The organism is Faecalimonas canis (assembly GCF_054601575.1).
Map to the genome: position 1 here is coordinate 57,625 of NZ_BAAHSI010000008.1, position 26,612 is coordinate 84,236.

At 37.7% G+C, this 26,612-nt stretch carries 35 protein-coding genes and 1 pseudogene; 4 read left to right on the top strand and 32 right to left on the bottom strand.

Annotated features, from left to right (window positions below; all coding sequences use genetic code 11):
• Window positions 1-4: 4 nt before the first annotated feature.
• Window positions 5-577, bottom strand: coding sequence for an aminoacyl-tRNA hydrolase (gene pth / locus ACYPXO_RS02535; RefSeq protein ID WP_459639120.1), 573 nt, complete (start codon window positions 575-577; stop codon window positions 5-7).
• A gap of 150 nt (window positions 578-727) precedes the next feature.
• Between pth and ACYPXO_RS02540 the strand changes: the two genes are divergently transcribed.
• Complete coding sequence (locus ACYPXO_RS02540) at window positions 728-1,159, top strand: FMN-binding protein (protein WP_459639121.1); 432 nt, start codon at window positions 728-730, stop codon at window positions 1,157-1,159.
• On the opposite strand, the gene ACYPXO_RS02545 is transcribed toward ACYPXO_RS02540, so the two are convergent.
• Together ACYPXO_RS02545 and ACYPXO_RS02550 are read right to left on the bottom strand one after the other, a co-directional pair.
• Complete coding sequence (locus ACYPXO_RS02545) at window positions 1,152-1,298, bottom strand: hypothetical protein (RefSeq protein ID WP_459639122.1); 147 nt, start codon at window positions 1,296-1,298, stop codon at window positions 1,152-1,154. The two genes, ACYPXO_RS02540 and ACYPXO_RS02545, sit on opposite strands and share 8 nt — an antisense overlap.
• Window positions 1,295-1,480: pseudogene (locus ACYPXO_RS02550) on the bottom strand (nuclear transport factor 2 family protein); the annotation flags it as partial. The gene ACYPXO_RS02545 and the pseudogene ACYPXO_RS02550, both read right to left, overlap by 4 nt.
• Window positions 1,481-1,598: 118 nt before the next feature.
• On the opposite strand from ACYPXO_RS02550, the gene ACYPXO_RS02555 reads away from it, so the two are divergent.
• Window positions 1,599-2,117: a ClbS/DfsB family four-helix bundle protein gene (locus tag ACYPXO_RS02555; protein WP_459639123.1), complete on the top strand. Its 519-nt coding sequence runs from the start codon at window positions 1,599-1,601 to the stop codon at window positions 2,115-2,117.
• Between the two features lie 156 nt (window positions 2,118-2,273).
• On the opposite strand, the gene ACYPXO_RS02560 is transcribed toward ACYPXO_RS02555, so the two are convergent.
• From ACYPXO_RS02560 to ACYPXO_RS02700, 29 genes are all read right to left on the bottom strand, one after another.
• Window positions 2,274-2,537, bottom strand: a complete 264-nt coding sequence (locus ACYPXO_RS02560; RefSeq protein WP_009460507.1) for a glyoxalase — start codon at window positions 2,535-2,537, stop codon at window positions 2,274-2,276.
• A 28-nt stretch (window positions 2,538-2,565) separates the two neighbouring features.
• Window positions 2,566-3,216 carry an HAD family hydrolase gene (locus tag ACYPXO_RS02565; protein ID WP_459639124.1) on the bottom strand — a complete coding sequence of 217 codons (651 nt, stop codon included), beginning with the start codon at window positions 3,214-3,216 and terminating at the stop codon, window positions 2,566-2,568.
• A 107-nt stretch (window positions 3,217-3,323) separates the two neighbouring features.
• Window positions 3,324-4,103: an RNA polymerase sporulation sigma factor SigG gene (gene sigG, locus ACYPXO_RS02570; protein WP_459639125.1), complete on the bottom strand. Its 780-nt coding sequence runs from the start codon at window positions 4,101-4,103 to the stop codon at window positions 3,324-3,326.
• A gap of 100 nt (window positions 4,104-4,203) precedes the next feature.
• On the bottom strand, window positions 4,204-5,811 hold the full coding sequence (locus tag ACYPXO_RS02575) for an MBL fold metallo-hydrolase RNA specificity domain-containing protein (protein WP_459639126.1): 1,608 nt from the start codon (window positions 5,809-5,811) through the stop codon (window positions 4,204-4,206).
• Window positions 5,812-5,890: 79 nt separating this feature from the next.
• The gene (gene sigE, locus ACYPXO_RS02580; protein WP_459639127.1) at window positions 5,891-6,631 is read right to left on the bottom strand and encodes an RNA polymerase sporulation sigma factor SigE; all 741 of its coding nucleotides are present in this window, start codon (window positions 6,629-6,631) and stop codon (window positions 5,891-5,893) included.
• A gap of 12 nt (window positions 6,632-6,643) precedes the next feature.
• A complete protein-coding gene (locus ACYPXO_RS02585; protein ID WP_459639128.1) occupies window positions 6,644-7,426 on the bottom strand; it encodes a sigma-E processing peptidase SpoIIGA in 783 nt (260 codons plus the stop codon).
• 171 nt (window positions 7,427-7,597) lie between these two features.
• Window positions 7,598-8,827 carry a cell division protein FtsZ gene (gene ftsZ, locus ACYPXO_RS02590; protein WP_459639129.1) on the bottom strand — a complete coding sequence of 410 codons (1,230 nt, stop codon included), beginning with the start codon at window positions 8,825-8,827 and terminating at the stop codon, window positions 7,598-7,600.
• A 138-nt stretch (window positions 8,828-8,965) separates the two neighbouring features.
• Window positions 8,966-9,721, bottom strand: coding sequence for a cell division protein FtsQ/DivIB (locus ACYPXO_RS02595; RefSeq protein ID WP_459639130.1), 756 nt, complete (start codon window positions 9,719-9,721; stop codon window positions 8,966-8,968).
• 21 nt (window positions 9,722-9,742) lie between these two features.
• On the bottom strand, window positions 9,743-10,828 hold the full coding sequence (locus tag ACYPXO_RS02600) for an FtsW/RodA/SpoVE family cell cycle protein (RefSeq protein ID WP_459639131.1): 1,086 nt from the start codon (window positions 10,826-10,828) through the stop codon (window positions 9,743-9,745).
• Between the two features lie 15 nt (window positions 10,829-10,843).
• Window positions 10,844-12,199 (bottom strand): UDP-N-acetylmuramoyl-L-alanine--D-glutamate ligase, encoded by a 1,356-nt coding sequence (murD, locus tag ACYPXO_RS02605; RefSeq protein ID WP_459639132.1) that lies wholly within the window; start codon window positions 12,197-12,199, stop codon window positions 10,844-10,846.
• A 12-nt stretch (window positions 12,200-12,211) separates the two neighbouring features.
• Window positions 12,212-13,168, bottom strand: coding sequence for a phospho-N-acetylmuramoyl-pentapeptide-transferase (mraY, locus tag ACYPXO_RS02610; protein WP_459639133.1), 957 nt, complete (start codon window positions 13,166-13,168; stop codon window positions 12,212-12,214).
• Window positions 13,169-13,179: 11 nt separating this feature from the next.
• Window positions 13,180-14,943 carry a peptidoglycan D,D-transpeptidase FtsI family protein gene (locus tag ACYPXO_RS02615; protein WP_459639134.1) on the bottom strand — a complete coding sequence of 588 codons (1,764 nt, stop codon included), beginning with the start codon at window positions 14,941-14,943 and terminating at the stop codon, window positions 13,180-13,182.
• Between the two features lie 58 nt (window positions 14,944-15,001).
• Window positions 15,002-16,873, bottom strand: coding sequence for a peptidoglycan D,D-transpeptidase FtsI family protein (locus tag ACYPXO_RS02620; protein ID WP_459639135.1), 1,872 nt, complete (start codon window positions 16,871-16,873; stop codon window positions 15,002-15,004).
• 38 nt (window positions 16,874-16,911) lie between these two features.
• A complete protein-coding gene (locus ACYPXO_RS02625) occupies window positions 16,912-17,400 on the bottom strand; it encodes a hypothetical protein (RefSeq protein WP_459639136.1) in 489 nt (162 codons plus the stop codon).
• Window positions 17,401-17,447: 47 nt separating this feature from the next.
• On the bottom strand, window positions 17,448-18,383 hold the full coding sequence (gene rsmH / locus ACYPXO_RS02630) for a 16S rRNA (cytosine(1402)-N(4))-methyltransferase RsmH (RefSeq protein WP_459639137.1): 936 nt from the start codon (window positions 18,381-18,383) through the stop codon (window positions 17,448-17,450).
• Between the two features lie 18 nt (window positions 18,384-18,401).
• Entirely contained in the window at window positions 18,402-18,839 is a 438-nt protein-coding gene (gene mraZ, locus ACYPXO_RS02635; RefSeq protein WP_459639138.1) for a division/cell wall cluster transcriptional repressor MraZ, read from the bottom strand.
• Between the two features lie 182 nt (window positions 18,840-19,021).
• The gene (locus tag ACYPXO_RS02640; protein WP_459639139.1) at window positions 19,022-19,258 is read right to left on the bottom strand and encodes a hypothetical protein; all 237 of its coding nucleotides are present in this window, start codon (window positions 19,256-19,258) and stop codon (window positions 19,022-19,024) included.
• A gap of 181 nt (window positions 19,259-19,439) precedes the next feature.
• The gene (locus ACYPXO_RS02645) at window positions 19,440-19,598 is read right to left on the bottom strand and encodes a hypothetical protein (protein ID WP_459639140.1); all 159 of its coding nucleotides are present in this window, start codon (window positions 19,596-19,598) and stop codon (window positions 19,440-19,442) included.
• Between the two features lie 98 nt (window positions 19,599-19,696).
• Window positions 19,697-20,545, bottom strand: coding sequence for a hypothetical protein (locus ACYPXO_RS02650; RefSeq protein WP_459639141.1), 849 nt, complete (start codon window positions 20,543-20,545; stop codon window positions 19,697-19,699).
• Window positions 20,546-20,555: 10 nt separating this feature from the next.
• Window positions 20,556-21,065, bottom strand: a complete 510-nt coding sequence (locus tag ACYPXO_RS02655; protein ID WP_459639142.1) for a capsid assembly scaffolding protein Gp46 family protein — start codon at window positions 21,063-21,065, stop codon at window positions 20,556-20,558.
• A gap of 224 nt (window positions 21,066-21,289) precedes the next feature.
• On the bottom strand, window positions 21,290-21,457 hold the full coding sequence (locus ACYPXO_RS02660) for a PH domain-containing protein (protein WP_459639143.1): 168 nt from the start codon (window positions 21,455-21,457) through the stop codon (window positions 21,290-21,292).
• Window positions 21,441-21,587, bottom strand: a complete 147-nt coding sequence (locus tag ACYPXO_RS02665; protein WP_459639144.1) for a hypothetical protein — start codon at window positions 21,585-21,587, stop codon at window positions 21,441-21,443. Before ACYPXO_RS02665 ends, ACYPXO_RS02660 begins: the two co-directional genes overlap by 17 nt.
• A 169-nt stretch (window positions 21,588-21,756) precedes the next feature.
• Window positions 21,757-21,894, bottom strand: a complete 138-nt coding sequence (locus ACYPXO_RS02670) for a hypothetical protein (RefSeq protein ID WP_459639145.1) — start codon at window positions 21,892-21,894, stop codon at window positions 21,757-21,759.
• Between the two features lie 9 nt (window positions 21,895-21,903).
• Window positions 21,904-22,185 (bottom strand): hypothetical protein, encoded by a 282-nt coding sequence (locus ACYPXO_RS02675; protein ID WP_459639146.1) that lies wholly within the window; start codon window positions 22,183-22,185, stop codon window positions 21,904-21,906.
• Window positions 22,186-22,303: 118 nt separating this feature from the next.
• On the bottom strand, window positions 22,304-22,639 hold the full coding sequence (locus ACYPXO_RS02680; protein ID WP_459639147.1) for a hypothetical protein: 336 nt from the start codon (window positions 22,637-22,639) through the stop codon (window positions 22,304-22,306).
• 157 nt (window positions 22,640-22,796) lie between these two features.
• Complete coding sequence (locus ACYPXO_RS02685) at window positions 22,797-23,996, bottom strand: AAA family ATPase (protein WP_459639191.1); 1,200 nt, start codon at window positions 23,994-23,996, stop codon at window positions 22,797-22,799.
• A complete protein-coding gene (locus tag ACYPXO_RS02690) occupies window positions 23,909-24,280 on the bottom strand; it encodes a hypothetical protein (protein WP_459639148.1) in 372 nt (123 codons plus the stop codon). Before ACYPXO_RS02690 ends, ACYPXO_RS02685 begins: the two co-directional genes overlap by 88 nt.
• Window positions 24,281-24,469: a hypothetical protein gene (locus ACYPXO_RS02695; RefSeq protein WP_459639149.1), complete on the bottom strand. Its 189-nt coding sequence runs from the start codon at window positions 24,467-24,469 to the stop codon at window positions 24,281-24,283. It abuts the gene before it with no gap.
• A gap of 125 nt (window positions 24,470-24,594) precedes the next feature.
• Window positions 24,595-24,792: a helix-turn-helix domain-containing protein gene (locus ACYPXO_RS02700; RefSeq protein WP_459639150.1), complete on the bottom strand. Its 198-nt coding sequence runs from the start codon at window positions 24,790-24,792 to the stop codon at window positions 24,595-24,597.
• Window positions 24,793-24,946: 154 nt separating this feature from the next.
• Between ACYPXO_RS02700 and ACYPXO_RS02705 the strand changes: the two genes are divergently transcribed.
• Window positions 24,947-25,324, top strand: coding sequence for a helix-turn-helix domain-containing protein (locus ACYPXO_RS02705; protein WP_459639151.1), 378 nt, complete (start codon window positions 24,947-24,949; stop codon window positions 25,322-25,324).
• 193 nt (window positions 25,325-25,517) lie between these two features.
• Entirely contained in the window at window positions 25,518-26,561 is a 1,044-nt protein-coding gene (locus ACYPXO_RS02710; protein WP_459639152.1) for a site-specific integrase, read from the top strand.
• The last annotated feature ends 51 nt before the right edge of the window (window positions 26,562-26,612 follow it).

The window sequence follows — 26,612 nt, forward strand, 5'->3', positions numbered from 1 at the left end:
TTTTCTATTTTGCCTTTTTGTTAAACTCATTCATGGCAGTTTCAATCTCATCATTAACCATTAATTCCACTGCCTTAACCGCATTCTGATAACCTTCCTCCATAACTTCTCTTTCCGATTTTGAAAAGTGTCCTAAAACATAGTCCGCCAAATCATAGTGTTTCGGTTTCTCACCTACTCCGACTTTAATTCTCGGAAATGCAGAATGTCCCAAATGAGCGATAATATTCTTAATGCCATTATGTCCGCCTGCACTTCCTTTCTTGCGAATACGAAGTTGTCCTACATCAAGACTTATATCATCATAAATCACTATTAATTCCTGTTCTTCATCAATCTTAAAATAATCTACAAGACTTCTCACACTCTCGCCGCTTAAATTCATATATGTCTGCGGTTTTGCCAAAATAACTTTCTGTCCTGCAACAATACCTTTCCCACAAAAAGCTCTGTGTTTTCTTATATCCATTGTTATATTATATTTATCTGCAATTGCATCTATGACATCAAATCCCACGTTATGACGTGTTCCCTCATACTGTGGAGTTGGATTTCCAAGCCCTACGATAATATACATTTTGCCACCTCATTTTCTTTTTATCTTGTTCTATTCTACAAGAACATTTTCTATTTGTCACGCAATGACATGAATATTTTTTTCTTCCGCTCATATATTATACAAAGTAAATGATATATTTTCCAATATATATAGATGAGGAGGGACTTCATGAGTTCAAAAACAAAGATTGTTGTTCTGCATATGAAAGAAATCATTTACACTGCCATTTTTGTCATTTTGGGAGTTCTTTTTATTTTACTTTTAGTATTTATGTTCTTCCCAAAAAATAAAAAAGCACTGGACACTACAAAAGAATACACACCGGGAATTTACACATCCACGGTAAACTTAAACAGCACGGATTTGGAAATAGAGGTTACAGTTGACCAATCAAAAATCACATCTATCCGCTGTGTCAATCTAAGTGAATCCGTTACTACAATGTATCCTTTATTACAACCTGCAATCGAAAACATCGCCGAACAGGTATGCGAAACCCAGTCAACTAAAAATCTTACTTATCCCGAAGACAATCCTTACACATCTCAAATGATTGTTTCTGCCATTGAAAAAGCGTTGAAAAAAGCCGTAGTCAAATAAACTGCGGCTTTTGGTTTTTATCAGAAACCCATTCAGATAAATTAGTACATAGAATCTCCAAATCCGTATCTATTGCCTGTACAGTATCTTTCCAGTCATCTGCTGTTTGCCCTAAACCATGAAGTAATATATATTTCATTTCTTTTCTCCTTTTTCATAAGGATTGTAACAATTTATATCACAACCAAATTCCTTTAAAAAACAAATTTTATTTTCTTCTGTCCACTCAACAAGCGACACACCATCAAATTCTTCCACCTCTCCATTACTCATTCTATTTCTAAATCACCATTCCACAAACGTTTGATTGCCCTTATGAAAAACATCATAAATAATAATGCAAACCTTTATAACCTTCTTTTATTGTAATGTACATATAGAATTAGTATAATATCAGGTATAAAAAACGAATAAAATTTGAAGTTATAGAGGTGATTTTTTGCGAGCATACGAAAATAAAGAAGAACTCAAAACAGAGATAAATAAAACATTCGAGAAATATATTGCAGAATTTGATAATATTCCAGAAACTTTAAAAAATAAGAGGGTTGATAAAGTTGATAGAACACCAGCAGAAAATCTTGCTTATCAAGTTGGATGGACAACATTAGTTTTGAAATGGGAAGATGATGAGAAACATGGAATCGAAGTGAAAACACCGTCAAATATGTTTAAATGGAACCAGTTAGGAGATTTATACCAATGGTTTACGGATACTTACTCACATTTGTCATTAGCAGAATTGAAAGATATGTTAAAAGAAAATATTACATCTATACATACAATGATTGACGCAATGAGTGAGGAAGAACTATTTCAACCACATATGAGAAAATGGGCTGATGATGCTACAAAAACAGCGATATGGGAAGTTTACAAGTTCATTCACATTAATACTGTTGCTCCTTTCGGAACTTTTAGAACTAAGATTAGAAAATGGAAAAAGATAGCACTGTAAATTACAGTTTATAAGATAACTAAAAAGCAAGAATACGAGGCAACAAACAATACGGCATCAGGAAAAGCATATTTACAATTCATTTCAGAATAATTATCCGACTTAAAAGAAATAATAATCTCCCATCAAAAAAGGCAGTCTTTCGACCGCCCCCCATTACGCTTCCACTACTAAATATCTGCCGTCCGGCAATGCAAATACTTCTGACGCATCTTCCAATTCTTCTTCCGACATTCCGTCTACATCTGCACCGCTTTCGTCAAAATACTCTCTTACTTCCTCAATAGAATCTACAACTGCCGCCATACAATCTTCAAGAAATGCTTCTGCCTCTTCCAATGTTTCAGCAACCGGCTCATCAAATAACTGCCCCTGTTTCTTTAAAAATACCTGTAAACATTCTTCATCATATTCATACATTTTTCTTATCCTCCTAATTCATCTCTCATTATACAAGTTTCAACAGTTCACATGGTTTGTCAATAATATAATCTGCTCCTGCATTCTGCAAAACTTCTCTGCTACGGAACCCCCAAGACACTCCTACGGACGTAAGACCTGCTCGCCTTGCAGTTTCCACATCAACCTCTGAATCCCCTATGTAAAGGCATTCTTCTTTCGTTACACTTAAAACATTCATCGTTTCAAAGACTCCTGCCGGATCAGGCTTCTTCTCTATGCCTTCTCTCTGGCCGTTTACACAGGAAAATCTGTCTTCTCCCAGTATTTTCGTCACCACATCAATACTCTGCTGATGTGGTTTATTAGAAAGAACCGCTGTCTTTATTCCACATTCTTCCAATCTGTCCAGCATATCCACAATACCTTCATATGCAGTAACATGATATGTACAATTCTCTCCAAATATGCGTCCATATACCTTCATTGCACATTCAATTTTCTCCAGTTTAATATCTCCGACTGCCCGAAGGGTGCGCTCCATAAGCACTCTAGCCCCGTCACCTACAAACTGTCTGCATTGCTCCATTGTAATATTGGCAAATCCCAGTTCATCTAACGTCTTATTCACTGAATATGTAATGGATTCCAATGTATCTGTCAGTGTCCCGTCTAAATCAAATATACATACTTTATACATTGTGTCACTCCTTTATATCCTTTATAATATTATGGTTTCCATTAAAATTCAACCATAAAAACTGCACAAAAAAGATGAAAATTTACTTTTCATCTTTTTCATTTCTTCTAATTGACCAGATATTGCTTCATTGATTGAAGTGCGTTTTTTTCAAGTCTGCTTACCTGTGCCTGAGAAATATGAATTTCTCCTGCTATCTCCATTTGTGTTTTCCCCTCAAAAAAACGCATTTGAATAATTTTTCTCTCACGTTCTCCCAAACGCCCCATCGCTTCAGCCAACGATAACTCCTCTATCCAATTTTCTTCCTTATTCTTTTTATCACTGATCTGATCCATTACATACAACGTATCTCCGCCATCATTATAAATCGGTTCATGGAGGCTCATCGGCATTTGTATGGCGTCCAACGCCTGTACAATCTCCTCTTTTGAAATACCTATCTCACTTGCAATCTCTTGTATGGTCGGCTCTTTCAAATGAGTTTTCATATATCCCTCTTTCGCATATATCGCTTTATACGCCGTATCCCTGAGCGAACGGCTAACACGAATAGAATTATTATCACGCATATATCTTCGGATTTCCCCGATAATCATCGGTACTGCATAAGTAGAAAATTTCACATTTAATTCCGTGTTAAAATTATTAATTGCTTTAATCAAACCGATACACCCTATTTGAAATAAATCATCAGGATTTTCATTACTGTTAGAAAATCTCTTAATCACACTCAAAACAAGTCTTAAATTTCCTTTTATATATTCCTCTTTTGCCTCTTCATCTCCTGCCTTTATCCGAACAAACAACGCCTCTTTCTCTTCTTCTTTCAGAAGCGGAAGTTTTGCCGTATTTACACCGCATATTTCCACTTTATTAAGAGCCATTTTGTTACCTCCTCATTTTTCTTTATAAGAAAAGGATTTACAAAATGGCTCCTTATATTCATTCTTTATTAAATTATAGTAAACTTTTAGCCCTTGACAATTATCTGTCCCATTTATCTGCAAGATTTTGAATTTGTGTTTCAAATTTTGCCAAATCTTTATTTGCCAGACCTTCGTTTTTCATAATAACGCTCATCAGACGTTTACCTGCCATAACAACTCTGTTAAATACTGTCATTGCACGGATGGCAGCAGGTTTTTCTTCTGCTTTCTTGCGTACTTTAACGCCTTCACTTAAAATGACATTTTCTGCCAAATCCACGCATCCTCCTGAATACGGAGCAAATGCAGAATAACCGAATTTCTCTGTAATCGTATTTGCAAATTCATCTGTTACCGTATCTTCACCGTGTACAACAAATACATGCTGAATATCCGTTTCAAATCCCGAAAGCCAGTCTAAAAGCCCTTTCATGTCTGCATGACCACTTATTCCTTTTAATGTTTCAATGTGAGCGCTCACTTCTATTTCCTCACCAAAAAGTTTTACAAGAGGTGCTCCCTCAATCAATTTCCTTCCAAGTGTTCCTACAGCCTGATAGCCTACAAATAAAATTGTACATTCCGCTCTCCAAAGATTATGTTTTAAATGATGTCGAATACGCCCTGCCTCACACATACCCGATGCAGAAATAATTACTTTCGGACGCTCGTCAAAGTTGATTGCTCTGGAATCATCACTTGTTGTAGAAAGTTTCAATCCCGGAAAAACAAGCGGATTAATTCCTTCCTCCACAAGTTTCATTGCATCTTCGTCAAAACATCCCTTTGTGTTTTTCGTAAATACATTTGTTGCCTCTATGGCAAGAGGACTATCCACATACACTTCAAAATTTGGATATGCCGTCACCAAATTTTTCTCTTTTATTTCTCTGATAAAATATAGAAGTTCCTGCGTACGTCCAACTGCAAAAGACGGAATAACAACATTTCCTCCTCTGGCAAATGTTTCATTTAATATACGGGTAAATTCTCCGACATAGTCCGGTGTTTCCTCGCCATGAAGCCTGTTTCCATATGTTGATTCAATCACAACATAATCCGCTTCTTTTACCTGTGTAGGATCTTTAATAATCGGTTGATTTATGTTGCCTACATCTCCCGAAAATACGATTTTCTTCTCCACTCCATCTTCTTTAATCCAGATTTCCACGCAAGCTGATCCTAACAAATGACCTATATCCGTAAACCGAACTGATATACCATCATAAAGTTCTATCTTTTGGTTATAGTCACACGGCGCTAAAAGTTCAATTGCGTCCAAAGCATCCTGCATTTCATAAAGCGGTTCATACAAAGCCGCACCGGAACGTCTTGCTTTACGATTTCGCCATTCTGCTTCAAATTCCTGAATATGCGCACTATCACGAAGCATAATGTTACACAAATCTGATGTAGCAAAAGTGGTAACTATCTGACCTCTAAATCCCTGTTTACATAACATTGGGATAAGACCTGAATGGTCGATATGCGCATGCGTCAGAAGTACACAGTCTATATTGCTCGGAACAATAGGTAATTCCTGATTTTCATATAAATCCGGTCCCTGTTCCATACCGCAATCGATTAAGATTGTCTTATTACAAGCCTCTAACAGATGGCAACTTCCCGTCACTTCATGTGCTGCACCGATAAATGTCAGTTTCATAATCTCAACCCCTTTTTTCTTTTTATTGTAACACTTTTTGTTGGAAATTGATATTAATTTCTAATATTTAATATTTTATTTATTCATATCTCACAATTTCTCTTTTTAGACGCTGCATAATTTTTTTCTCCAATCTGGAAATATAAGACTGTGAAATCCCTAGTATATCCGCAACCTCTTTCTGTGTTTTTTCCTCTCCATCCTTTGTACCGATGCCAAAACGCATCTGCACAATTGTTTTCTCTCGGTTAGATAAACGATTTATGGCTTTCATCAATAATTTTCTTTCCACTTCCGTTTCTAAATCTCTATAAATTGTATCTTCCTCAGTTCCTAAAATATCCGACAACAGCAACTCATTTCCATCCCAATCCACATTCAATGGTTCATCAATGGACACTTCCAGTTTCGTTTTATTATTTCTTCGCAAATACATTAAAATCTCATTCTCAATACATCTTGACGCATAAGTCGCCAATTTAATATTTTTCATCGGATTAAATGTATTGATTGCTTTAATTAACCCTATCGTTCCTATGGAAATTAAATCTTCCACTCCCACTCCTGTATTATCAAATTTCTTTGCTATGTAAACAACTAAACGAAGATTATGCTCTATCAATGTTTTTTTCGCCACATCGTCCGTTTCCGTACCAAGTTTTTCGATGACCGCCGTTTCCTCCTCCGTTTCCAAAGGTGCAGGAAGTACGTCTGAACCTCCTATATAATGAATATCCTTTTTTTCCGGAAATAAAAATGTCCGAAAATTTGATATAACTTTTAATTTAAACTGATTTGGTACCGCTACTTTTATGACCATTCTTTTTTCCTCCTAAAATATATCGGGATTTAAAATCATTCCGTACTCGCCATCCGCTGAAATTCTATCTTCACACAGTGCGATAATCGGTTTCATTACCCAACATTCTTTTTCATTATGTATACACATTTTTTCCAACTCTAACACCGGAAGAGTTCCGCAATCCTTCCCTATCGAATGGAAAAATATACGTCTTAACTTCTTTATTTCTTCCTCGTGCAGCCATCTTTCAACCACTCTTTCCTCTACAATGCATACGGGTTGTTTTGTCAAAGGGTCTGAAAGACTGTTTCCTGTATCAATGAGGGCATGGATAGTACATTTTTGTCCGTTCCGATACAAAGTCACATCGCATTCCTTTTGATTGACCCTCTGCATACATATAACAAAAGACCATATCCCCTGTACAACCCAATAACTGAGTACCGCAACAGCAAAAAAAAGACTTCCTATTTTCAAATATTGTTGAAAATAAGTAAATACACCACCCAGTAAAAACCCTCCGATATACAGAGCTATCCACGCCCGAGCAATGTCCCGAAGAGTATGTACGTGCAAACCTATGTAAATCATGGCTATATTTATAACCATATGAAATAAAATCAATTTTAATACTGCACTTTTTGCAGGAAGTATAATACCCAAACAGGTTAGCAGACTTCCGACTAAACTTCCCAAACAAATATTTCCATGTGTGGCAGAACATTTTAATATCTTTTTTGCAAGAAGAAGAAGCAAAAAATCCATCATAAAATTCATTAAAAAAAACACATCTACATATAACTCATAGTACATCGCCCACCTTCTTTCTCTCCGGCAACATATTTATTATAAATTGTCGTTATTAAAAAAAATGTCGTATAATGAAAATGGAACTTGATTTTTTTTCGACAAAACAAGTCAAAAAAAGATATAAAAAAACGGATTGCATAATCACGCAATCCGTTTTTTCTATACCTTTATATCCTATCTTTTAAAAAAATCAGGAATTTTTATTGTCTGTTCTTTCACGGAACTTGTTGGCACTTTTGGTGTCTGAAGAGTCGGTGTTGCTCCACCGTATGTTTTTTGTTCATTATTCACACTGCTTGTATGATTTGCTGTCTGACTCTGGAACTGTGTATGTGCAACATTTTTTGTTAAGTCGATTTTTGGTGTCTGCACTTCTTCTTTTTGTTGAATTGTCTGATGAAATGCTGTTTTCTGTCCTTCTAATCTCTGTTTCAATTTAGAAGTAGCACCCCCAACATTGTGAAGCCCTGTTGCGATAACAGTAATTGTTGCCTCATCCTGTTTTGTATCATCATACATTGCACCAAAGATAATGTTCGCTTCTTCTCCTGCTAATTCCTGAACATATTCTGCCGCATCACTTGCATCCATGAGAGAAATATCTCCTGACACGTTAATAATAACGTGTGAAGCACCTGCGATTGTTGTTTCAAGAAGAGGGCTGGCAACTGCTTCCTTGACAGCGTCAAGTGCTTTGTCTTCACCTTTTCCTTTACCGATACCGATATGTGCAATACCTTTATCAACCATAACTGTCTGTACATCTGCAAAGTCAAGGTTAATTAATGATGGTACATTAATTAAGTCTGTAATACCCTGAATACCTTGCTGTAATACTTCATCTGCTTTCTTTAACGCTTCCGGCATAGTTGTTCTTCTGTCAACAATTTCTAATAATTTATCATTTGGAATAACGATAAGTGTGTCAACATTTTCTTTTAATTTTTCAATTCCTGCAAGAGCGTTGTTCATACGTGCTTTTGACTCAAAACGGAAAGGTTTTGTCACAACACCTACTGTCAATGCTCCCTGTTCTTTTGCGATACGTGCCACAACCGGTGTCGCACCTGTACCTGTACCGCCTCCCATACCGCAAGTAACAAACACCATGTCTGCTCCTTTAAGTGCTGAAGCGATTTCTTCTGCGCTTTCTTCTGCTGCTTTTTCTCCTACTTCAGGTTTTGCTCCCGCACCAAGACCTTTAGTAAGTTTATCTCCTATCTGCATAAGTGTTGGTGCTTTACATAATTGCAATGCCTGTTTATCTGTATTGATTGCAATAAATTCTACTCCAGCGATTTGTTCATCTATCATTCGGTTTACAGCATTGTTACCGCCACCGCCTACACCAACTACAATTATTTTTGCTGCTGCATCTGATTCATTTGTTTTAATTTCTAACAAGAGTTTCTCCTCCTTCGTGTTCCTTATTCGCCTTATACTTCCCTGCAAAGTGGCAGTTTCAGCCATATAGGTATATAATATCTACTTTTTGTCAAATAATCAATAGCATTTTTCCTATTTTCTTATTTTTTGTACATTTTATTTTTTATCAGGCGTTTCTTCTTCCTTTTTTGGTAATTCTCCCTCTTTAAAAGTAATTGTTTCCGTTGCTTCGCCATAATGTCTTAAATCAAGCGTTCCGGTTTTTCCTTCCAACTTTTTTAAAACAGGAGATAACTGACTCACTTTTTCTTCCATTCTTCCGCTTCCCAATGTGATGCAGACTTCTCCTATATAAATAGTTAAATCCGCTCCTTCACTGACAATTCGCTCCGGTTTTATTTTCCATTTATCCAATGCCGTCAACATGGCATCAATATTACTAAAAAGACGTTTTTCTTCTACCGGAAGTTTTTTGTAAAGTTCAGCATTTGCAGAAATTCCTTCTACACATGGTATTCCTTCCATAAGTATTGCAGATTTACAAAGTACCATTCCCTTTTCGTCAAAGTACACGTACTCATCATCAATAACTGCATACGCTGTAATCTTTTTCTCCTTTACTTGAACCTTAATACTCCACGGAGTTTTCAGTCGTATTTTTGCCGAAACAACTGCTTTCGGATATTCTATTTTTCCCAACAGGTTTTTACCTAAAAGATATAGCGAGTTCTTTGTTCTGCTATTCTTTTGTATACTGTCGCCAATTTCACTGCTATTTACATATTTATTTCCAGACACTTCTATCGTCTGCACATGAAAAAGAAGTAAAACCGACATAACAATAATTAAAATCCCCAATATTAATACGGTAAGCGCATATATGGTACGCCCCATTTTCTTTTGCTTTTTCATTACACTCCTCCTGTATCTCTTCTATTTTATCAGATTAGATACACTTAGTACAAGCCCCATTTCCAGTAAAAGAAACATAACCGAAGTTCCTCCATAACTGATAAACGGCAACGTAATCCCCGTATTCGGTATGGAGTTGGTTACAACAGCAATATTTAGAATAACCTGAATCATTATATGCCCCATTGCCCCCGTTGCAATTAACGCTCCGAACAAATCTTTTGCATGAACTGCGATAACAAAAAACCTCCAGATCAGTATAACAAACAGAATAATGATAAAAATTGCACCAAAAAGTCCAAGTTCCTCGCAGATAATAGAAAAAATCATATCGTTTTGTGCTTCCGGAACAAATCCCAGTTTCTGAATGCTGGAACCAAGCCCTCTTCCAAATAATCCGCCTGAACCAATTGCATATAATCCCTGCAGCGTCTGATAACCTTTCTCATATTTTTCCGGATTTCTCCAAATGGCAAGTCTTTCTAAACGATAACTCTCTAATGCCAAAAAAATTCCAAGAAATCCCACTGCCAAAATTCCCATGGTAATAAACTGTGTATATTTCGGACTGGAAACAAAAATCAAAATAATGGCAATACCAAGTATAATTACCGCCGTACTTAAATTGTTAGAACCTACCAATGCCACTATCGGAAGAGTACTAGCAATAATTTTAATCAGAGTACGTACTTTGTCAATTTCTTTCACATTTTTCATTACAATATAAGATAAAAACAAAATCAACGCTACCTTGGCATATTCTGACGGCTGAAAAGAAAACGGTCCCAAAGATAACCATCTTTTAGAACCGTTATATTCATCACCGATAAACAGTACTGCTGTCGATAAAATCAACGCAATTATATATGCAAACACCGCAAAATACTGCCATATGTGATAATCAATATTTGCCATTACAAACATCAGTATAATTCCCAATATCGTTGCAAAGGCCTGCTTCTTTAAGTAATAAAATGAATCGTGGAATTTTACTTCTCCATTATAGGCACTTGTACTGTATAAAATAACCAGTCCAATTCCAACAAGGAGAAATACCGCTGTGAGAAGACTATAATCATATCTTCTCTTTTTACCTTTCTGGGACACCTGTGAACCAACTCCTTATAAAGCATTTACAAGTTCTTTAAATTTATCTCCACGTTCTTCATAATTTTTAAACATTCCCCAACTTGCACACGCCGGAGAAAGTAATACTGCCTCTCCGTCTTTTGCCTGTTTTGAACAGATTGAAACTGCCTCATCCAAACTGTCCGCAAGTATTGTATCGTTAAAACCACACAGTTTTGCGGTTTCCGCTATCTTTTCTTTCGTCTGACCGATAAGGACGAGTTTTCGTACTTTTCCTCCAAAACTTTGTATCCATTCTTCATAAGAGGCATCTTTATCATAACCTCCTCCAATCAGATAGGTCGGTCTGTTCATTGCAGAAATCGCCTTAATTGCAGCATCTGGATTTGTTCCCTTTGAATCGTTATAGTAAACGACGCCGTTTTTCTCACAAACGTATTCTATACGATGTTCAACACCGCCAAAACGCTTTACACTCTGTCGGATAATCTCTACCGGAACATGATAAGCGATTGCCATTCCAACTGCTGCCATAACATTTTCATAGTTATGTACTCCAAGTAATTTCAACTCATCTACATGGCAAATTTCCACACGTTTTCCCTCTTCTGCATAAGTGATAACATCATTTTCCAAATAAACGCCCCTATCCAGTTTACGTTGACTGCTGAAAAATAGAACAACTGCCTTTGTCTTTTCACTAAAACTTCTCGTTTCTGCATCTTCATAGTTCAATACACAAACATCTTTACCATTTTGATTTTTTGCAATTGTTTCTTTCGCCTCTATGTATGCCTGCATAGTATGGTGTCTGTCTAAATGATCTGGTGTTATATTTAAAATCGCACTCACTTTTGGGCAAAATTCTTCAATGGTTTCTAACTGAAAACTACTGATTTCCGCTACGATAATCGTGTTGTCCGTTGTCTTGTCTGCTATGGAAGTGTACGCTGTTCCGATATTCCCCACAACATATACACTATCTTTCCACACCTTCATTATCTCTCCGAGAAGAGCGGTTGTTGTTGTCTTTCCATTTGTACCTGTAATGGCAAGAACATCTCCCTTGCCAACACGATAAGCAAGTTCAATCTCACCCCAAATACACACACCCTTCTCTCGAATTTTATTGACAATCGGTAAATCCGTAGGAACTCCCGGACTCATTACCACAATATCAAGAGAATTAATAACTTCATCTTTCAATTCTCCTAAAATAATCTGTGCCTTACTGCCCTCTCCGATTTTTTTAAGCAGATCTTCCTTATCAAGCGTTTCTTTTCCATCATATAAGATAACGTCTGCTCCCTGCTTCTCCAACAGTCTTGTTGCTCCGATACCGCTTATTCCCGAACCGAAAACAAGTACTTTTTTCTTCTTCAAATTCATATTTCCGGCCTCCTACATTGCAAGAAGTGCAATTAAACAGAGAATTGCTGTGATAATAGAAAATACTGCAACAACTCTTGTTTCGGACCATCCGCACAACTCAAAATGATGATGAATCGGCGCCATTTTGAAAATACGTTTTCCACCTGTTTTCTTAAAATACGTTACCTGTATCATAACCGAAAGAACTTCTACTAAATAAATCAATCCTACAATCACAATAAAAATAGGCATTTGCAACATATACGCCGTAGAGGCAACAAAGCCACCTAAAGCGAGAGAACCTGTATCTCCCATAAATACGCTTGCCGGATACACATTAAATAATAAAAATCCAAGCAACGCTCCCACTACCGCACAGGTAATCGGTTCAACTCCGCTCTTCGTTCCTATAGCAACCACTGTAAAAAATGTTGCAACAAGCACCGTTACGCTCGATGCCAATCCATCCAAACCATCCGTAAAGTTTACTCCGTTTACCGTCCCAATCACAACGATAAACAAAAGGGGTATCGCAAGCCAGCCAATATCCCAAGTTTTACCGTTTGTAAATGGGATAACCATATCTAATGATACATCTGTAAAGTTCACCATATAGTAAGCAAATACAGCAGTTACTAAAATCTGTAATGCCATTTTCTGCTTCGGAAACAATCCGTCCGAGCGTTTCATAACTACTTTCAAATAGTCATCAAGAAATCCAATCAAACCAAATCCGAGAGTTACAAACAAAATCGGAATAATCTTTGGATAATCTTTAATATAAAAAACAGATGTAACTGCCACGCTGACAAGAATAATCACGCCACCCATTGTAGGTGTACCTGCCTTTTTCAAGTGTGACTGTACCCCGTCCACTCGTTCCGTCTGTCCCATTTTCAGTTTTCTCAAAAATGGTATAACAACCGGTCCTAACAACACGCTTAATCCGAATGCTACAAGCACCGGTATTACAATATTATACTCCATATCGCACCTCTTTATCTCTTTTGTTTTTTTATTTCATTAGTATACTCTAGTTTATCGTTTTTTTCAATTCCCAGATAGGATAGAATATTTGAAAATATATCCTGCACAACCGGCGCAGCGATAGTTCCCCCATAATAAACACCTTTTGGATTATGGATAACTACCAAAGCAACCACTTTAGGATTATCCGCCGGCGCAAAACCGATAAAAGAAGAAATATATTTATTTGCACTTCTTGGAAGTGTTTGTGACGTGGCTGTTTTCCCACCTATTTTATATCCGGGTATATAGGCATTTTTTCCTGAACCTTTCGACACCACACTCTCCAATATTGTACGCATTTTCCCTGAAGTTTCCTCAGATATACCGTTTTGCTTTGTTTCATATTGAAACCTTTCCACCTCTTTTCCCTTTTTATCTGTTACGCATACTGCAAAATGTGGGGTAACTCTTTTTCCTCCATTGATAATAGAACTGACCGTTGCCGCCAATTGAACTGGGGTAATCTGAAAAGACTGTCCAAAAGACATTGTGGCAAGTTCCACCGGTCCGATATTAGTTTTTTTATGCATAATTGTTCCTGCCTCACCGGGAAGATCAATCCCCGTCTTATCCATAAGGCCTATTTTATAAAACCCGTCATAAAATCTGTCTACACCAAGTCGTAATCCTATATCGATGAATACCGGATTGCAGGAGTTCTGTACGCCCTGCACAAATGTTTCTCCCCCATGTCCTCCCGCCTTATGACAACGTATTCTTCTGTTTTCTACCACTCTGTATCCCGGACAACTGAATCTGTCCGATTCCCTGACAACTCCTTCTTCCAAACAAAGTGCAGATGTAACAATCTTAAATGTAGACCCCGGCTCATAAGTATCGTTTATACAACCGTTTCTCCACATTTGATTTAACAATTCCTGTTTCTTTTCATCCGAAATTTCCGTGTTCTCACTCTCAGGTAAAGAGAATGGCTCATTTAAGTTAAATTCCGGAACATTTACCATAGACAGTATTTCCCCATTTTGTACATTCATAACTAAAACAGATACTTTATCTGCCTGTTTTTCTTTCATCACTTTTTCTGCTGCCTGCTGGGCATACTTCTGTATATTATAATCCATGCTTATATGAAGTGTATTTCCCGGAATTGCCTCTATTCTATCCTCCGCAATCCCCTCCAATTCCACTCCGCGTGCATCCGTAGTTGTCAAAATTCTTCCGTTTTTCCCTTTTAAATACTCTTCATATTTTACTTCCAAACCGATAATCCCCTGATTATCTCCACCTGTAAATCCAAGAACTTTTGATGCCACATTTCCAAAAGGATAGTATCGTTTAAAATCTTCATCTACTTTTACCCCTGAAAGTTCATATTCTCTAATTTTATCCCCCGTTTTTTTATCTACATTTGTTTGTATTCTCTCCATGGAAGAAACTTTTTCCACCTTTTTCCTAATAAAACTCTCTTCAAGTCCAAGTTCATCACTTAAAATACGAATAACCTTTTCTTTATCTTTTATTTGGCTGTGAATAACAGAAATAGTACATACTGTTTTATTAGTCGCAAGCACCTTTCCTTTCGCATCTATGATTTCTCCTCTTGCCGCCTTTATTTCCCTCTCTCTTTCGTGAAGTGCCTCCGCCCTTTTCTGATAATACGGTGCATCTGCTATCATTAAATAAGCAAGCCTGCCAATCAGCAATGCTATTACGGAAATGGCACACAAAAACACAACAAAAATTTTCTTTTTATTATATGTCTTATTTCGCACAAAAACCTCACAAAGATTTATTACTATAGGGTATTAAATCTCTTGTGAGGTTATTCTTCTAATTTGTTTCTGTTTTTGTAATATTCATATATGGAAACGCCTCTGCCATTATTTTCTGTGCCAGTTTTATAGCGTAACTGCTGTTTGCCTGATTTTCTACATTCGGCTCATCAATAACAACATACAACATTATTTCCGGATTCTCCTGAGGCGCATACCCGATAAAAGAAATCAAATTTTTACCATGGTTACGAGGATATTTTTCTGCTGTTCCTGTTTTACCTCCAATCGCATAGCCTGCTACCTGAGCTGACTTTGCCGTTCCTTCTTTAACTGTTGATTCCATGTATGTACGAATTAATTTACTCGTTTCTTCTGAAACAGTTTTTTTGGTCAAAACAGGACTTTTATTCTCTATAACATTTCCATCTGCATCACGAATCTGTTTTACTACATGAGGTTCATAATAATTTCCACCGTTAATCAAAGAATTAAAACCTGCAGCCAATTGAAGCATCGTCACATTAAAGTTCTGTCCAAACGCATTTGTTGCCAAATCCGCATCACCCATCTTCTTTGGATCAAAGAGAAGTTTTTCCGTAGATGCCTCCCCCGGCAAATCTATTCCTGTATATTCTCCAAAACCGAAAATATGCTGATATTTTGAAAATTCGTCCGGACCGATTGCATCTCCCATATGCATCAACGCCACATTACAAGAATTCGCAATGGACTGCTTTAAGTTTTGTGTTCCATGTCCATCTTTTTTATTACATTTAATCCTCCATACTCCCACATCCAAATATCCCGGACATACATATGTTTCATTCCCTTTTAGAGTACCGTTTTCCAAACCTGCTGCCACCGTAAAAGGTTTTATGGTAGACCCCGGTTCATATGTATCACTGACACAAAAATTTCTCCATAATTTATTTAACTCTTTGATTTTATCCTCTTCACTCATTTTTTTTAACTGTTCTTCCGAAAACAGACCACTTAAATCTCTCGGATTATTCAAATCAAAGTTAGGATAAGATGCCATCGCCAAAATTTCTCCCGTTCCGGGACGCATTGCAATAACTGCCGTATTTTTACTTCCAAGTCCTGTTTTATTCGGACCATTCTTATGTTCCTCATTAAACTCTCGAATATGTTTTTCAATTATGCTCTGCAAATTCAAATCTATAGATGTGACAAGACTCTTTCCGTCCGTCGCCTCTTTTACAATTTTTTCTACGGAAGAAGTTTCTCCAACATACCCATATTCTCTTCCATCCATTCCATTTAATATATCATTATACGAGGCCTCAAGTCCGCCATTCCCCACATTACCCGATGCGGTAAATCCGAGTAAATCGCTTGCAAGAGTATTATACGGATATGTTCTCACATAATCTTCCTCCAGCCAAACCCCTTTCAGACTTCCATAATTTTCCTTATCTTCTTTTAGTTTCTCAAAAGCCTGATATTGTTTGTAAGGCACTCCCTTTTTCAACACATTATAACGACTTTCCGGTTTTTCTTCTAAAATCGTATAAACCGTTTCTTTGTCAATCTCAAAGCAGTTTTCCAGTACCTGCAGAGTCTGTTTCTTTGCTTCTGTTACCGCTTTTTCTTTTCCCGAAAGCAAAACCTTCGCATCCAAAATCACATTATAAACACGTTCGCTTGTCACCAGTTTCGTTCCGTTTGCATCTAATATATCGCCTCTTTTAAAAGGAATAATTCTACTGTTATTCTGCTGTTGGTCTAACACCGCTTTTTCGTATCTTTCTCCATCCAGTGCAACAATTCTAACCGCTTTTCCAACAAGTATAACAAAAGCCAGTATCGTTAATCCAAATACCAATACCAGCTTTCTTTGCATTCTCTTAGGAAATTTTTTACGGATAAACTTTGGACCAATCCTTTTTTTCCTATTTTCTGCCATTTATTCACCTTCCATTTGTCTTGTGCCTGTTCTACACACTATCTCTTAGGAATATCTTTATACTGCTTCACATCGCTGTCTGTAGGATTATCATATGTGATAATCTGACCTTCCTCTGCGTGAACCATTCCCAGTTCTTCCGTTGCCTTCTTGCGAACTTCCTCCAAATTCACAGAATCTACTGCATTATTAAAACGCGTTGTATTCACTTCTCTCTTCTCTGCAAGTTCTCTTTGTAAAGAAGTAATGTTTCGTGAACGGTTCGTCAATTCCGAACGCAACTGTAAATACTGCAAACATACTACAAATGCAATCACAACTGCAATAGACAAAAACACCACATATCCCTTATTCATATGCAGTGCATTTTTTCTATTCTGTCTAATCTGTCTGCTCACCTTTTTCGGCTCTGCACGATGTGTTTCATCCTGCCTTTGTGGAGCATTATTTGGTTTGCGAACAGTATTCCCATAATCATAATAATTGTAAATTTGTCTGCGATAAGCAGGTCTTCTGTTTGTTTCCATCTGCTTATGCTCCCTTCTGTCTTAACTATTTATCTCCCGTCATCTGCCTAACACCGTTCAAAAATACGCAATTTTGCACTTTTTGAACGACTGTTGTATTCTAATTCTTCCGCACTTGGAAGAATCGGTTTTCTTGTAATCACTTTCCCCTTTGACTCATTTCCGCAAACACATACCGGAAAATGACTCGGACAGGTGCATGGATTTTCGTTTCTTCTGAAAATACTCTTTACAATTCTGTCCTCTAATGAATGAAATGTAATAATACATATTCTCCCATTTTCATTCAACATATCAATCATTTCATCTAAACTATCTCTAAGTACGTCTAATTCCCTGTTCAATTCAATACGAATTGCCTGAAATGTTCTCTTTGCCGGGTGTCCCCCGTTCTTCTGAAATTTCATCGGAATGGCACGTTTAATAATCTCTATTAACTGTCCGGTAGTTTCAATGGAACCTTTCTCGCGTTCCAAAACAATATGCTTTGCAATATTTTTTGCAAATTTGTCTTCCCCATAATCTCTAATAATGCGATAAAGTTCCATCTCACTATACGTATTGACGATGTCCTTTGCCGTCATCTCCTGACGTCTGTCCATTCTCATATCTAAAGGTACATCTACACGATAGGAAAATCCTCTCTCTGCTGTATCTAACTGATAAGATGATACACCCAAATCAAGTACGATCCCATCTACTTTGTCAATGCCAAGTTTCTGAAGCTGCGACTTCATATCACAATAGTTGCTTCTGACTATTGTAACTTTCTCCCCGAAGTCACGTAAGCGGATTCCCGCAGCCTCAATCGCTGCTTCATCCTGGTCTATTCCTATAAAACTCCCCTTGTCACTTAACTGCTTACACACTCCAAAAGCGTGTCCGCCTCCACCAAGCGTTCCATCTACGTAAATGCCGTCTGGCTTGATGTTCAGACCATTTACCGTCTCTTCTAATAATACGGATTTGTGTTCAAATGTCATGTCTACCTCCATATCAGATTAAATGCTAAGTCCCAATTCTTCCATACGACCTGCAATATCATCCATGTTGTCTTCTATTGCTGTATTATTTTCCTCCCATTTTGCCTTGTCCCAAATTTCTACACGGTCCAGCACTCCCACAAGAACCACTTCTTTTTCCAAATCAGCAAAATTACGGAGTGCAGAAGAGATTAATACTCTGCCTTGTTTATCAAGGCCGCCATCTACCGCACTTCCCAAAAAGAAACGGGTAAATATTCTGGCGTCTTTATTTGTCAGCGGTAAGGTTCTTAGTTTCTCCTCAAAAATCTTCCATTCACTGTCAGGATACAGAAATAAGCAGCCATCTAATCCCTTTGTTATCACAAAGTTTTCTCCAAGATCCTCTCGAAATTTGGAGGGAATAATCAACCTGCCTTTTGCGTCTATACTATGATTAAATTCTCCTGTCAGCATATGGAACACCTTCTTTCAAATGGGTCTGCCACTTATGTCCCATTTAGTACCACTATTCACCACTTTCTACCACTTGGATTTATTGTAAACCACTTTTCCCCTCATTTCAAGAGTTTTTTAGGATTTTAAGGCAAAAAAATATCTCCACTTTCGTGGAGATACATCTTTTTTCTCATATTTTATTATTCTGCCAAACCTGTAAGATATTCAGCAATAGAAGTATAGTCAACTTCTGCCTTCTCTACCGGCTGACTATCTACATATGCAGTATATCCTGAATATCCGATCCATGATAAAACACCTACAACAACTACCGCAGTCAATGTATTTCTGAGTATTCTCATTCTCTTCTGCTTTTTCATTATTGCTTTACGGTTTGCTTTTTCCTCTTTATAACGATTTACTTTTTCTTGACTCATTTTCAAAACTCCTTTGCAATTCAACTATAAATAGTTTATCACAAAATGTAAAATTATACAACTACTATGCAAGGTGACTTTTTGCTTGTTTTTATAGCCTTTTTCCCATGTATTTAAGCCATTTACTTCCTTATTTTATATCACTTTTACAGATTACATTTATTTTAGTATCATTCTAGTATCATTTTACGCCTCTGCACACTCCGAAAACTCCCGCATAGTTGGAATACTTCACAGCCATTTGATGAATAAAGCCTTTGTTCTGCCGCCATAATGCAAGCATATTCTCAGCGGTATCTATGCCGGATTTAATGCGGGCAACAAGTTGTTCGTTTTCCATGTTTACCACCTCATCACTTTAGAAACCTTAACATTTCTTAACATTCTTAACGTATATAAAAGCCCCAAGTGCAATATTCGCACCTGAGGCACTTCCCTTTATTGTGATGTTTTGTTTTCCTGATAGTAGATTGCTTTTTTCTTGTTATCTAAAATAAAAGCATCATATACGATACGTCCCTCTACAAGAGAACCGCTAATTCCCGGCGGGTCCTGATGCACCTTGTACTCTTCCAGTTTTGTCGGTGCGACTGTAGCACACGGATGCGCAACCATAAAACCGAAATTCTTCGGTAATCTCACCGCTGGCACTTTAATAACCGTTAAACCGTCAAGGTTTGAAATCACACCCTTCAACCGCATTTCATTGCTGATGTCCGTATTCATCACAATATCAGGGCTTTTCTTCATTAATGTGTAAATATCCGGTGTTACTACCAAAACGCGTCTAGTTTCTTCTACTTCTGCATTATCAAGGGTATTTGTTGCCTTAATAATCTCATCATAGATATTTTCAGGCGTCAAGGTAACAGCTGCGGGTTTTGTTCCTGCCCCTGTTGCCATGACATTATACACATAGGTATCTACTTCCGGAATAATAACTTCTCTTTGCTGTCTGGCCAAAGCCGACGCACCCGCAAGTTGTTGTTCTGTTTCGTCTGTGTCCATTTTATCAATCGCAAACGTGAAAGAACGGTCTTTCCTCAAAGTAAATTCTTCAGTAGTCGCATCCAATGATGCTACAGCCCCATAACGCGAACCGGTTGCCCCTGTACCTGTTCCGGCACGGTCATAGTTTGTCATCTGTACCGTGTTAACTTTGTATACCTTTACGGTATGTGCTCCCGTCCAATTAAAATCTTGATTAGTAAGGAGCGTTTTTTTGCTCTCCGTTGTAAACATTTCGTCTACATAGGGGAGAAACTTTGTTACTAAATCTATAGCCATTTTTACACCCTTAACGTACATTAGGCGCAAAAGCATCAGCAAAGGCTTTTTCTCTCGTCAGTTCTTTATTCCCTGATGTCATTCCCCTTATTGGTGTATGTCCTCGTAATCTATCCTTTAACGCTGTCTGAACGGCATCATTAAATATTCCCGTCATCTCCTTGTAACTTTCTCCGAAACTCTCTTCGCTGTCATAATTTAGAAGTTTCGCAAGAGAAGACGGGAACCCGTCATTTATTAACAAGTCCTTTGCGTCTGCCATTAATTCACGCCTTAAGACGTTCCTTTCTCTAACTTCTAACTCGTTTTCCTGTTGCTCTTCATTAAAAATTTTTGACATTCTTTTGCGCTCTGCCGCAATCTTACGGGCAACTATTTTGTCAACGTCAGCGTCAGTATATTTCTTTTCCTGTTCCGCCTCCTGCCCTTTATTGTCTTGCGTTCCTGCCTGATTTTCTACACTGGCAGCCTGTGCCTCTTCCGTGTTCTCCACGCCCTGCTCTAACATATTTTCGTCCATGTTATAACTCCTTTCCGTTTTACGTCCGCAGACGATACTGTCACAGTTTTAAGTGATGCCGCACTCTATACGAAGGTAATCAATCCCAAAACACAAAAAAAGACGCAGAAACAACTTGCAATCAAGTCATTCCCACGCCTTTAGGCTTGCACTACGAGGTAATATAGTGCGGTATTCAGAATTGATATAATCATTATATATCAAATACATCAGCATTTCAATACTTATTTATTCTCAGACGTTGTAACCGCTCTTAAATCCACATAAGCCCTCTTATATTTCCCCGTTTGTTTCTTGGCTATCTTGCAGGCTCTCACGTCCGGCGAAAGCCTTTTCAATACGTCACATAGTTCCTCATCTGTGGTATATGATACTTTAATTCTCACACTCATGCTCTTCCTCCTCTTTTTCTTCGATTAGCCCAGCACCTATGCAATAATAATAAATGTTTCTCACAGCACTATAAGACGCATCCTCTAAAGCCCCTTTTATCTCTTTCAACATATCACTTCTGCAAAGCATTCCCTTTTCTCCTTTCTTCCTGCCGTTCCGCTCTGATATTGGCGTATCATCACGGAAAGGGCAGTCATTCAATCGTTCAAAATATGCATATCTAACGTATATGTAAACCGTTCTTTCCTATCGCTGAGGGTTGGGTTGGTAGTACCAGCCCTCAGAGGACAGAAAGCCTTTATTTCTTCACTTTCGGCTGATACACTGCACCAACAAGATACAAATACCCACCGCACAAGCATTTTTCTCTTTGTGCTGTTGCTTGGTACTTTCTACCACAACACAAGCACTTTTTATAAGCGTTAATCATTGCCATATGTAACACCTACCTTTCTTTTGTTGCGTTCTGCTCTTCTTTTTCTAACTCTTCACATATTTTTTTTATTGCATCATTAAACATAAGCATCGCTTTCATAAAACCAAACATATACATTTTATGAGATATAAACAAGATTTTTCCCATGTTACTAGTATTTGCTACATCTTCCGGCTTTTCGTTTTCCATTATATCGGTAACGGCATCAAGCACCTCATCTGGTGTCATTCTCTCCGCCTCTTCATCACATAATACTGCCAGTTCTTCATTTGTTAATGCTAAATTTATCATAATTTCCCTATTCCTTTCCCTAAATATATGTTATAATACTTGTATATCATTTCTTAAACGCTGGCGGGCGCTAAGATAGATATACTGCCCTTGTCTAATTCGATGAGGGCGTTTTTATTTAGTAGTTCTTTGTTGTAACGTGTCCAGTCACACACAGGAAACTTCCTGCCCTCGTTTTGCTAATACATTCATCAAGCGGGTGGTCTTTATCACATAAATACTCTAAATGTCCCGCTATGCAACTCAATTCTTGATTGATGCCGTCTAATGTATCAGCAATACGCCCCAGTTTATCCCTCTGTGCAATGTTAACCGAACTATTTTCTTCCAGTGCGTCAGCAATGCGGTCTAATATTTCAGATTTTCCCGAAATATTTTCGGCTATAACTTCTAAACATCTAAATAGTCTTATACCGCCCTCGTTAATAAAATTCCCAATTCTTTCATCTGTCATTTCATTTCTCCTTTCTCTATACATACATATCATATGGAGTAATACGGTACAAACGCCCATTTTTCAAGGCCTCTACGTATTCCGCACTTGGGGTAATACGGTACTATGTTCTATCGTACTCCTCCACTTTGGGGCAATACGAATAAAGCCTATAAAATCAATGTTTTTTACCGTTCTCCCCCACATCTTCACATTGTATAAGAGATATATACCATATTTTCGGCTTAAATCCCCTAGACCATGTCTTTATTTTCCCTTCTTGTCTAAGTTCAGTCTTGGCTCTCCCTAAAGTATTCTTACTAATTCCAGAAACACTCGCCATCTCGTCAAGGTCTGCAACCTCCTTTTCACCATCTTTCAAAAAATCAAGTATAAATTCTTTTGCATCTTCTCTTGCTGGTGCCTGTTTTACTGTCTGAGCATTTGCAAGAACAAAATCCTTGTCTTTTTTGTCTGACATCCCCTTATACTCTATTACTTCATCTTTAATAGAAAATAAAACGGTTGACTTCAGAGGCCCGTTATTAGATTTTTCATGTGATATATATCTAATCCCATGCTCTGCTGTTTCACCAACCATAAGCACACTTCTTGATATATCCCATAAGTCTGCACTGTCAGCCATTCTCTTTCTCCCCCATGTATTAGACTGCTTATTTGTATGTACTACAATTAAAAACGTACACCCGTATTTTTCACCGTATCCGATAAGTGGCTCCATGCATGACCTCATAGCATTTCTTTCACCCATTTTAATATTTTCCGGAATAAATGCTTGAATTGGGTCAAATACCACTAACGCTGGCTTATGAGTGACTATCATCTGCTCAAGAAAAGGGTTGTCAAACTTAATTTCTTTGAATCGTTCATCAGAAATATCCATTGACAGAACATTGCTGAGGTTTGCCCCACTTAACCGTAAACGCCTTTTAAGTACATATTTGTGTGAATCCTCAGCGGAAAAAAACAATACCTTCTGAGGTTCGTATTCTCTTAAATCTATTCCGCTCGGCTGCCCTAATAAAAACGGACGTTTCCCGCTACTTATTTCAGCCACAATTGAACACCACGCTGTTGTTTTCCCTGAACCGCCATCACCCACCATAGAGGTAATTTGATATTTCGGTATATATCCACGAATTAGCCACTCTGGCTCTTCCTCATTAACTGCACTCATATCTACTAGAGCCGTGCTAAGTTTTTTTATTGGACGTGTTTTTCCCTTATCAAATGCAGTAGGTACTTTTTCAAGTTCTTCAATTTGTCTGTCTATTTCTGCAATTTCTTCATCAATAATTGCCTTTTCTTCAGAAGTAACTCCTTCTTCCGTTGTCCCACTTCTTGTTGTTTCCGTGATTCATTCACCGCCTTTCTTTTCTTCTCTTCAAATTCTTCCCTACACTTCTTCAAGTGCCATTCTGCAACGTTTTTCATCTGTCTGTCATGCTCCTTTTCGTATTCGCCAACAAAATGGTTATAGTATTCCCTCGCCCTGCTACATCCTAGAAATTCAAGCCGAACAAGAACATCTTCGGCAAATCCCGGATAGGTCAACTCATATCCGTAAACTTTCATAAAGAAAGCCTTATTCAACTTCATATCAAGGGATATACTATCCAGCAGTTCTCTTTTGCTTGCCATTTAATCACCTGCCGACTTCATGCCATACATTCGCTCATTGAAATATGCAGCACTCACTTTACCCGCAAATGTAAGGAAACCTTTTTCTTTTAATTCTTCGTTCAGTTGTCTAATCACTTGATAACTTTTACTTTCTGATATTCCACAGATTTCGGAAATATCTTTCGCAGTATACACATATTTACTCATTAAATTTTCCTCCTTTCGCTCATTTTTGAGCAAAACTAAATTATCTGCTACGAACTAAATACCAAAAATACCAATAATACCAAAATATCACTTTCAATCACTTCACACGCTGGCGGGCGTCTTTTTTATTCTGTTTCAATGATTTCAGTTACATCAACACCGAGAGCCTTTGCAATCCTACCTAGTGTTTCAGGTCTTGCCTCTACTCTCCCGCTGATTATCCCGCACAATGTACCTTTGGGTATTCCTGCGGCAATTAATTCTTTTTGCCCCATGCAAGCCCTTGCTCTTGCAAGTTCATACTTTTGTCTGTCAAGTTTCATGTTTTGTCACCTCCAACCTTTCATACAGAACTTTTTTGTTCTGGCCATTATAATATCAGAACTTTTTTGTTCTGTCAATAGGTATTTTAGAACATTTTTGTTCTTTTATTTTTCTTTTTGATATGATATACTTTTTATATTCGGAGGTATACACATGACTATAGGAGAAAAAATAAAGACTTTACGCCAAAAAAAAAGACTAACTCAAAAACAATTAGGTGACTTGTGCGGTATGGCCGATTCTGCTATTCGCAGATATGAAAATGGACGAGCAAAACCCAAAATAGAAACATTACAAAAAATAGCAGATGCTTTAGATATAAAAATAAGCGAACTCATTTCTTTAAATGACGCTATCGGCTCAGTTTTAGAAACAACGGAAGAAAATAGAATTATCCACACATATAGCGCTATTGAAGTGGCTATTAAAGATAATCTTAATAAAATGAATAACCTTGCGAAGAAGAAAGTATATGATTACACAGAAGATTTGATTCAGAATCCACAAAACTGGAAAAACACCAAAGAATAAGGTTGTAGAATTGATTTCAGATGTGACTAATAGCAACATCTGAAATTGAATAGGGTATTATCGTCAAAGGGTCTGCCCAAAATGGTGGACACCCCAATAATAAGGACGTCACAATTTATGACGTCGAAATAGCGGCACCTATCTTCAACCATTTCACACGCTGGCGGGCGAGAAATGAAAGGAGATAAAAACAATGCCTACATACAAAGACGATAAAACAGGTACATGGTACTGCAAATTCTACTATGTAAACTGGCAGGGGGAAAAGAAACAGAAATTGAAAAGAGGGTTCAAACTTCAACGGGAGGCGAAAGACTGGGAACGGAAGTTTCTTGAGCAGTTCGCCCAAAATCCTGATATAACCTTTGAATCGCTCTATGAGAAGTATAAGGCGTACATCACGCCAAGAATAAGGGAAAGTTCAGCGGCTATCCGTTTCAATATAATTGATAGCCATGTACTGCCCTATTTCAAAGTCAGGATTGTGTCAGATATTTCTCCGGCTGATATTTCAGCATGGCAGACCGAGATATTAAAAAAGGGGCTAAGCGAAACTTATACCCATTCAATCAACGTATATTTAAAGGCTATCTTTGCCTATGCTGTGGAATATGTGGGACTTCAAAAGAATCCCTGTACAAAGTCCATAGGCTCGCTTAAAAGCCGAAAGATAGACTTTTGGACGCCTGAGGAGTATAAGCAGTTCTCAGAGGCGTGTAAGGACAATATAGAGGCTTTCACAATCTTTGAGGTACTCTATTATACAGGTATGAGGGTCGGTGAGGCTCTAGCCCTTACGTTGAATGATATTGATTTTATGGGCTGTACTATATCCGTTACAAAAACCTACTACCGCATTACCGGAAAAGACCTGATAAACCCGCCAAAGACTGCCGGAAGTGAAAGAACGATAGCAATACCTGAATTTCTAGCAGAAGAATTGAAAGAATACATTTCACACCTGTATGAACCGGATCCGAACGAGCGTATATTCAACAGACGCCCACAGTATGTCCGTAGCATATTACAAGAGTGTGCAGATAAAGCCGGAGTGAAACAGATAAGAATACATGACTTGAGGCACTCCCACGCCTCTATGCTTATCAATCTTGGGGCAAATCCGCTCTTAGTAGCGGAAAGGCTGGGGCATGAATCGCCAACAATCACCCTCAAGACGTACTCGCATCTGTTCCCGTCCACTCAAACCGAGATAGTAAACAAAATCAAAAAGGTATAAATAATAGTATCATTCTAGTATCAAAAAGCATAAGAAAAGAGCCAAAACCCT

Coding starts and splice junctions, on each gene's coding strand:
- pth (WP_459639120.1), bottom strand. CDS start 577: ATGTATATTATCGTAGGGCTTGGAAATCCAACTCCACAGTATGAGGGA.
- ACYPXO_RS02540 (WP_459639121.1), top strand. CDS start 728: ATGAGTTCAAAAACAAAGATTGTTGTTCTGCATATGAAAGAAATCATT.
- ACYPXO_RS02545 (WP_459639122.1), bottom strand. CDS start 1,298: ATGAAATATATATTACTTCATGGTTTAGGGCAAACAGCAGATGACTGG.
- ACYPXO_RS02560 (WP_009460507.1), bottom strand. CDS start 2,537: ATGTATGAATATGATGAAGAATGTTTACAGGTATTTTTAAAGAAACAG.
- ACYPXO_RS02565 (WP_459639124.1), bottom strand. CDS start 3,216: ATGTATAAAGTATGTATATTTGATTTAGACGGGACACTGACAGATACA.
- sigG (WP_459639125.1), bottom strand. CDS start 4,103: ATGGCTCTTAATAAAGTGGAAATATGCGGTGTAAATACGGCAAAACTT.
- ACYPXO_RS02575 (WP_459639126.1), bottom strand. CDS start 5,811: ATGAAACTGACATTTATCGGTGCAGCACATGAAGTGACGGGAAGTTGC.
- sigE (WP_459639127.1), bottom strand. CDS start 6,631: ATGGTCATAAAAGTAGCGGTACCAAATCAGTTTAAATTAAAAGTTATA.
- ACYPXO_RS02585 (WP_459639128.1), bottom strand. CDS start 7,426: ATGTACTATGAGTTATATGTAGATGTGTTTTTTTTAATGAATTTTATG.
- ACYPXO_RS02595 (WP_459639130.1), bottom strand. CDS start 9,721: ATGAAAAAGCAAAAGAAAATGGGGCGTACCATATATGCGCTTACCGTA.
- murD (WP_459639132.1), bottom strand. CDS start 12,199: ATGAATTTGAAGAAGAAAAAAGTACTTGTTTTCGGTTCGGGAATAAGC.
- mraY (WP_459639133.1), bottom strand. CDS start 13,168: ATGGAGTATAATATTGTAATACCGGTGCTTGTAGCATTCGGATTAAGC.
- ACYPXO_RS02620 (WP_459639135.1), bottom strand. CDS start 16,873: ATGGCAGAAAATAGGAAAAAAAGGATTGGTCCAAAGTTTATCCGTAAA.
- ACYPXO_RS02625 (WP_459639136.1), bottom strand. CDS start 17,400: ATGGAAACAAACAGAAGACCTGCTTATCGCAGACAAATTTACAATTAT.
- rsmH (WP_459639137.1), bottom strand. CDS start 18,383: ATGACATTTGAACACAAATCCGTATTATTAGAAGAGACGGTAAATGGT.
- mraZ (WP_459639138.1), bottom strand. CDS start 18,839: ATGCTGACAGGAGAATTTAATCATAGTATAGACGCAAAAGGCAGGTTG.
- ACYPXO_RS02640 (WP_459639139.1), bottom strand. CDS start 19,258: ATGAGTCAAGAAAAAGTAAATCGTTATAAAGAGGAAAAAGCAAACCGT.
- ACYPXO_RS02645 (WP_459639140.1), bottom strand. CDS start 19,598: ATGGAAAACGAACAACTTGTTGCCCGCATTAAATCCGGCATAGATACC.
- ACYPXO_RS02650 (WP_459639141.1), bottom strand. CDS start 20,545: ATGGCTATAGATTTAGTAACAAAGTTTCTCCCCTATGTAGACGAAATG.
- ACYPXO_RS02655 (WP_459639142.1), bottom strand. CDS start 21,065: ATGGACGAAAATATGTTAGAGCAGGGCGTGGAGAACACGGAAGAGGCA.
- ACYPXO_RS02660 (WP_459639143.1), bottom strand. CDS start 21,457: ATGAGTGTGAGAATTAAAGTATCATATACCACAGATGAGGAACTATGT.
- ACYPXO_RS02665 (WP_459639144.1), bottom strand. CDS start 21,587: ATGCTTTGCAGAAGTGATATGTTGAAAGAGATAAAAGGGGCTTTAGAG.
- ACYPXO_RS02670 (WP_459639145.1), bottom strand. CDS start 21,894: ATGGCAATGATTAACGCTTATAAAAAGTGCTTGTGTTGTGGTAGAAAG.
- ACYPXO_RS02675 (WP_459639146.1), bottom strand. CDS start 22,185: ATGATAAATTTAGCATTAACAAATGAAGAACTGGCAGTATTATGTGAT.
- ACYPXO_RS02680 (WP_459639147.1), bottom strand. CDS start 22,639: ATGACAGATGAAAGAATTGGGAATTTTATTAACGAGGGCGGTATAAGA.
- ACYPXO_RS02690 (WP_459639148.1), bottom strand. CDS start 24,280: ATGGCAAGCAAAAGAGAACTGCTGGATAGTATATCCCTTGATATGAAG.
- ACYPXO_RS02695 (WP_459639149.1), bottom strand. CDS start 24,469: ATGAGTAAATATGTGTATACTGCGAAAGATATTTCCGAAATCTGTGGA.
- ACYPXO_RS02700 (WP_459639150.1), bottom strand. CDS start 24,792: ATGAAACTTGACAGACAAAAGTATGAACTTGCAAGAGCAAGGGCTTGC.
- ACYPXO_RS02705 (WP_459639151.1), top strand. CDS start 24,947: ATGACTATAGGAGAAAAAATAAAGACTTTACGCCAAAAAAAAAGACTA.
- ACYPXO_RS02710 (WP_459639152.1), top strand. CDS start 25,518: ATGCCTACATACAAAGACGATAAAACAGGTACATGGTACTGCAAATTC.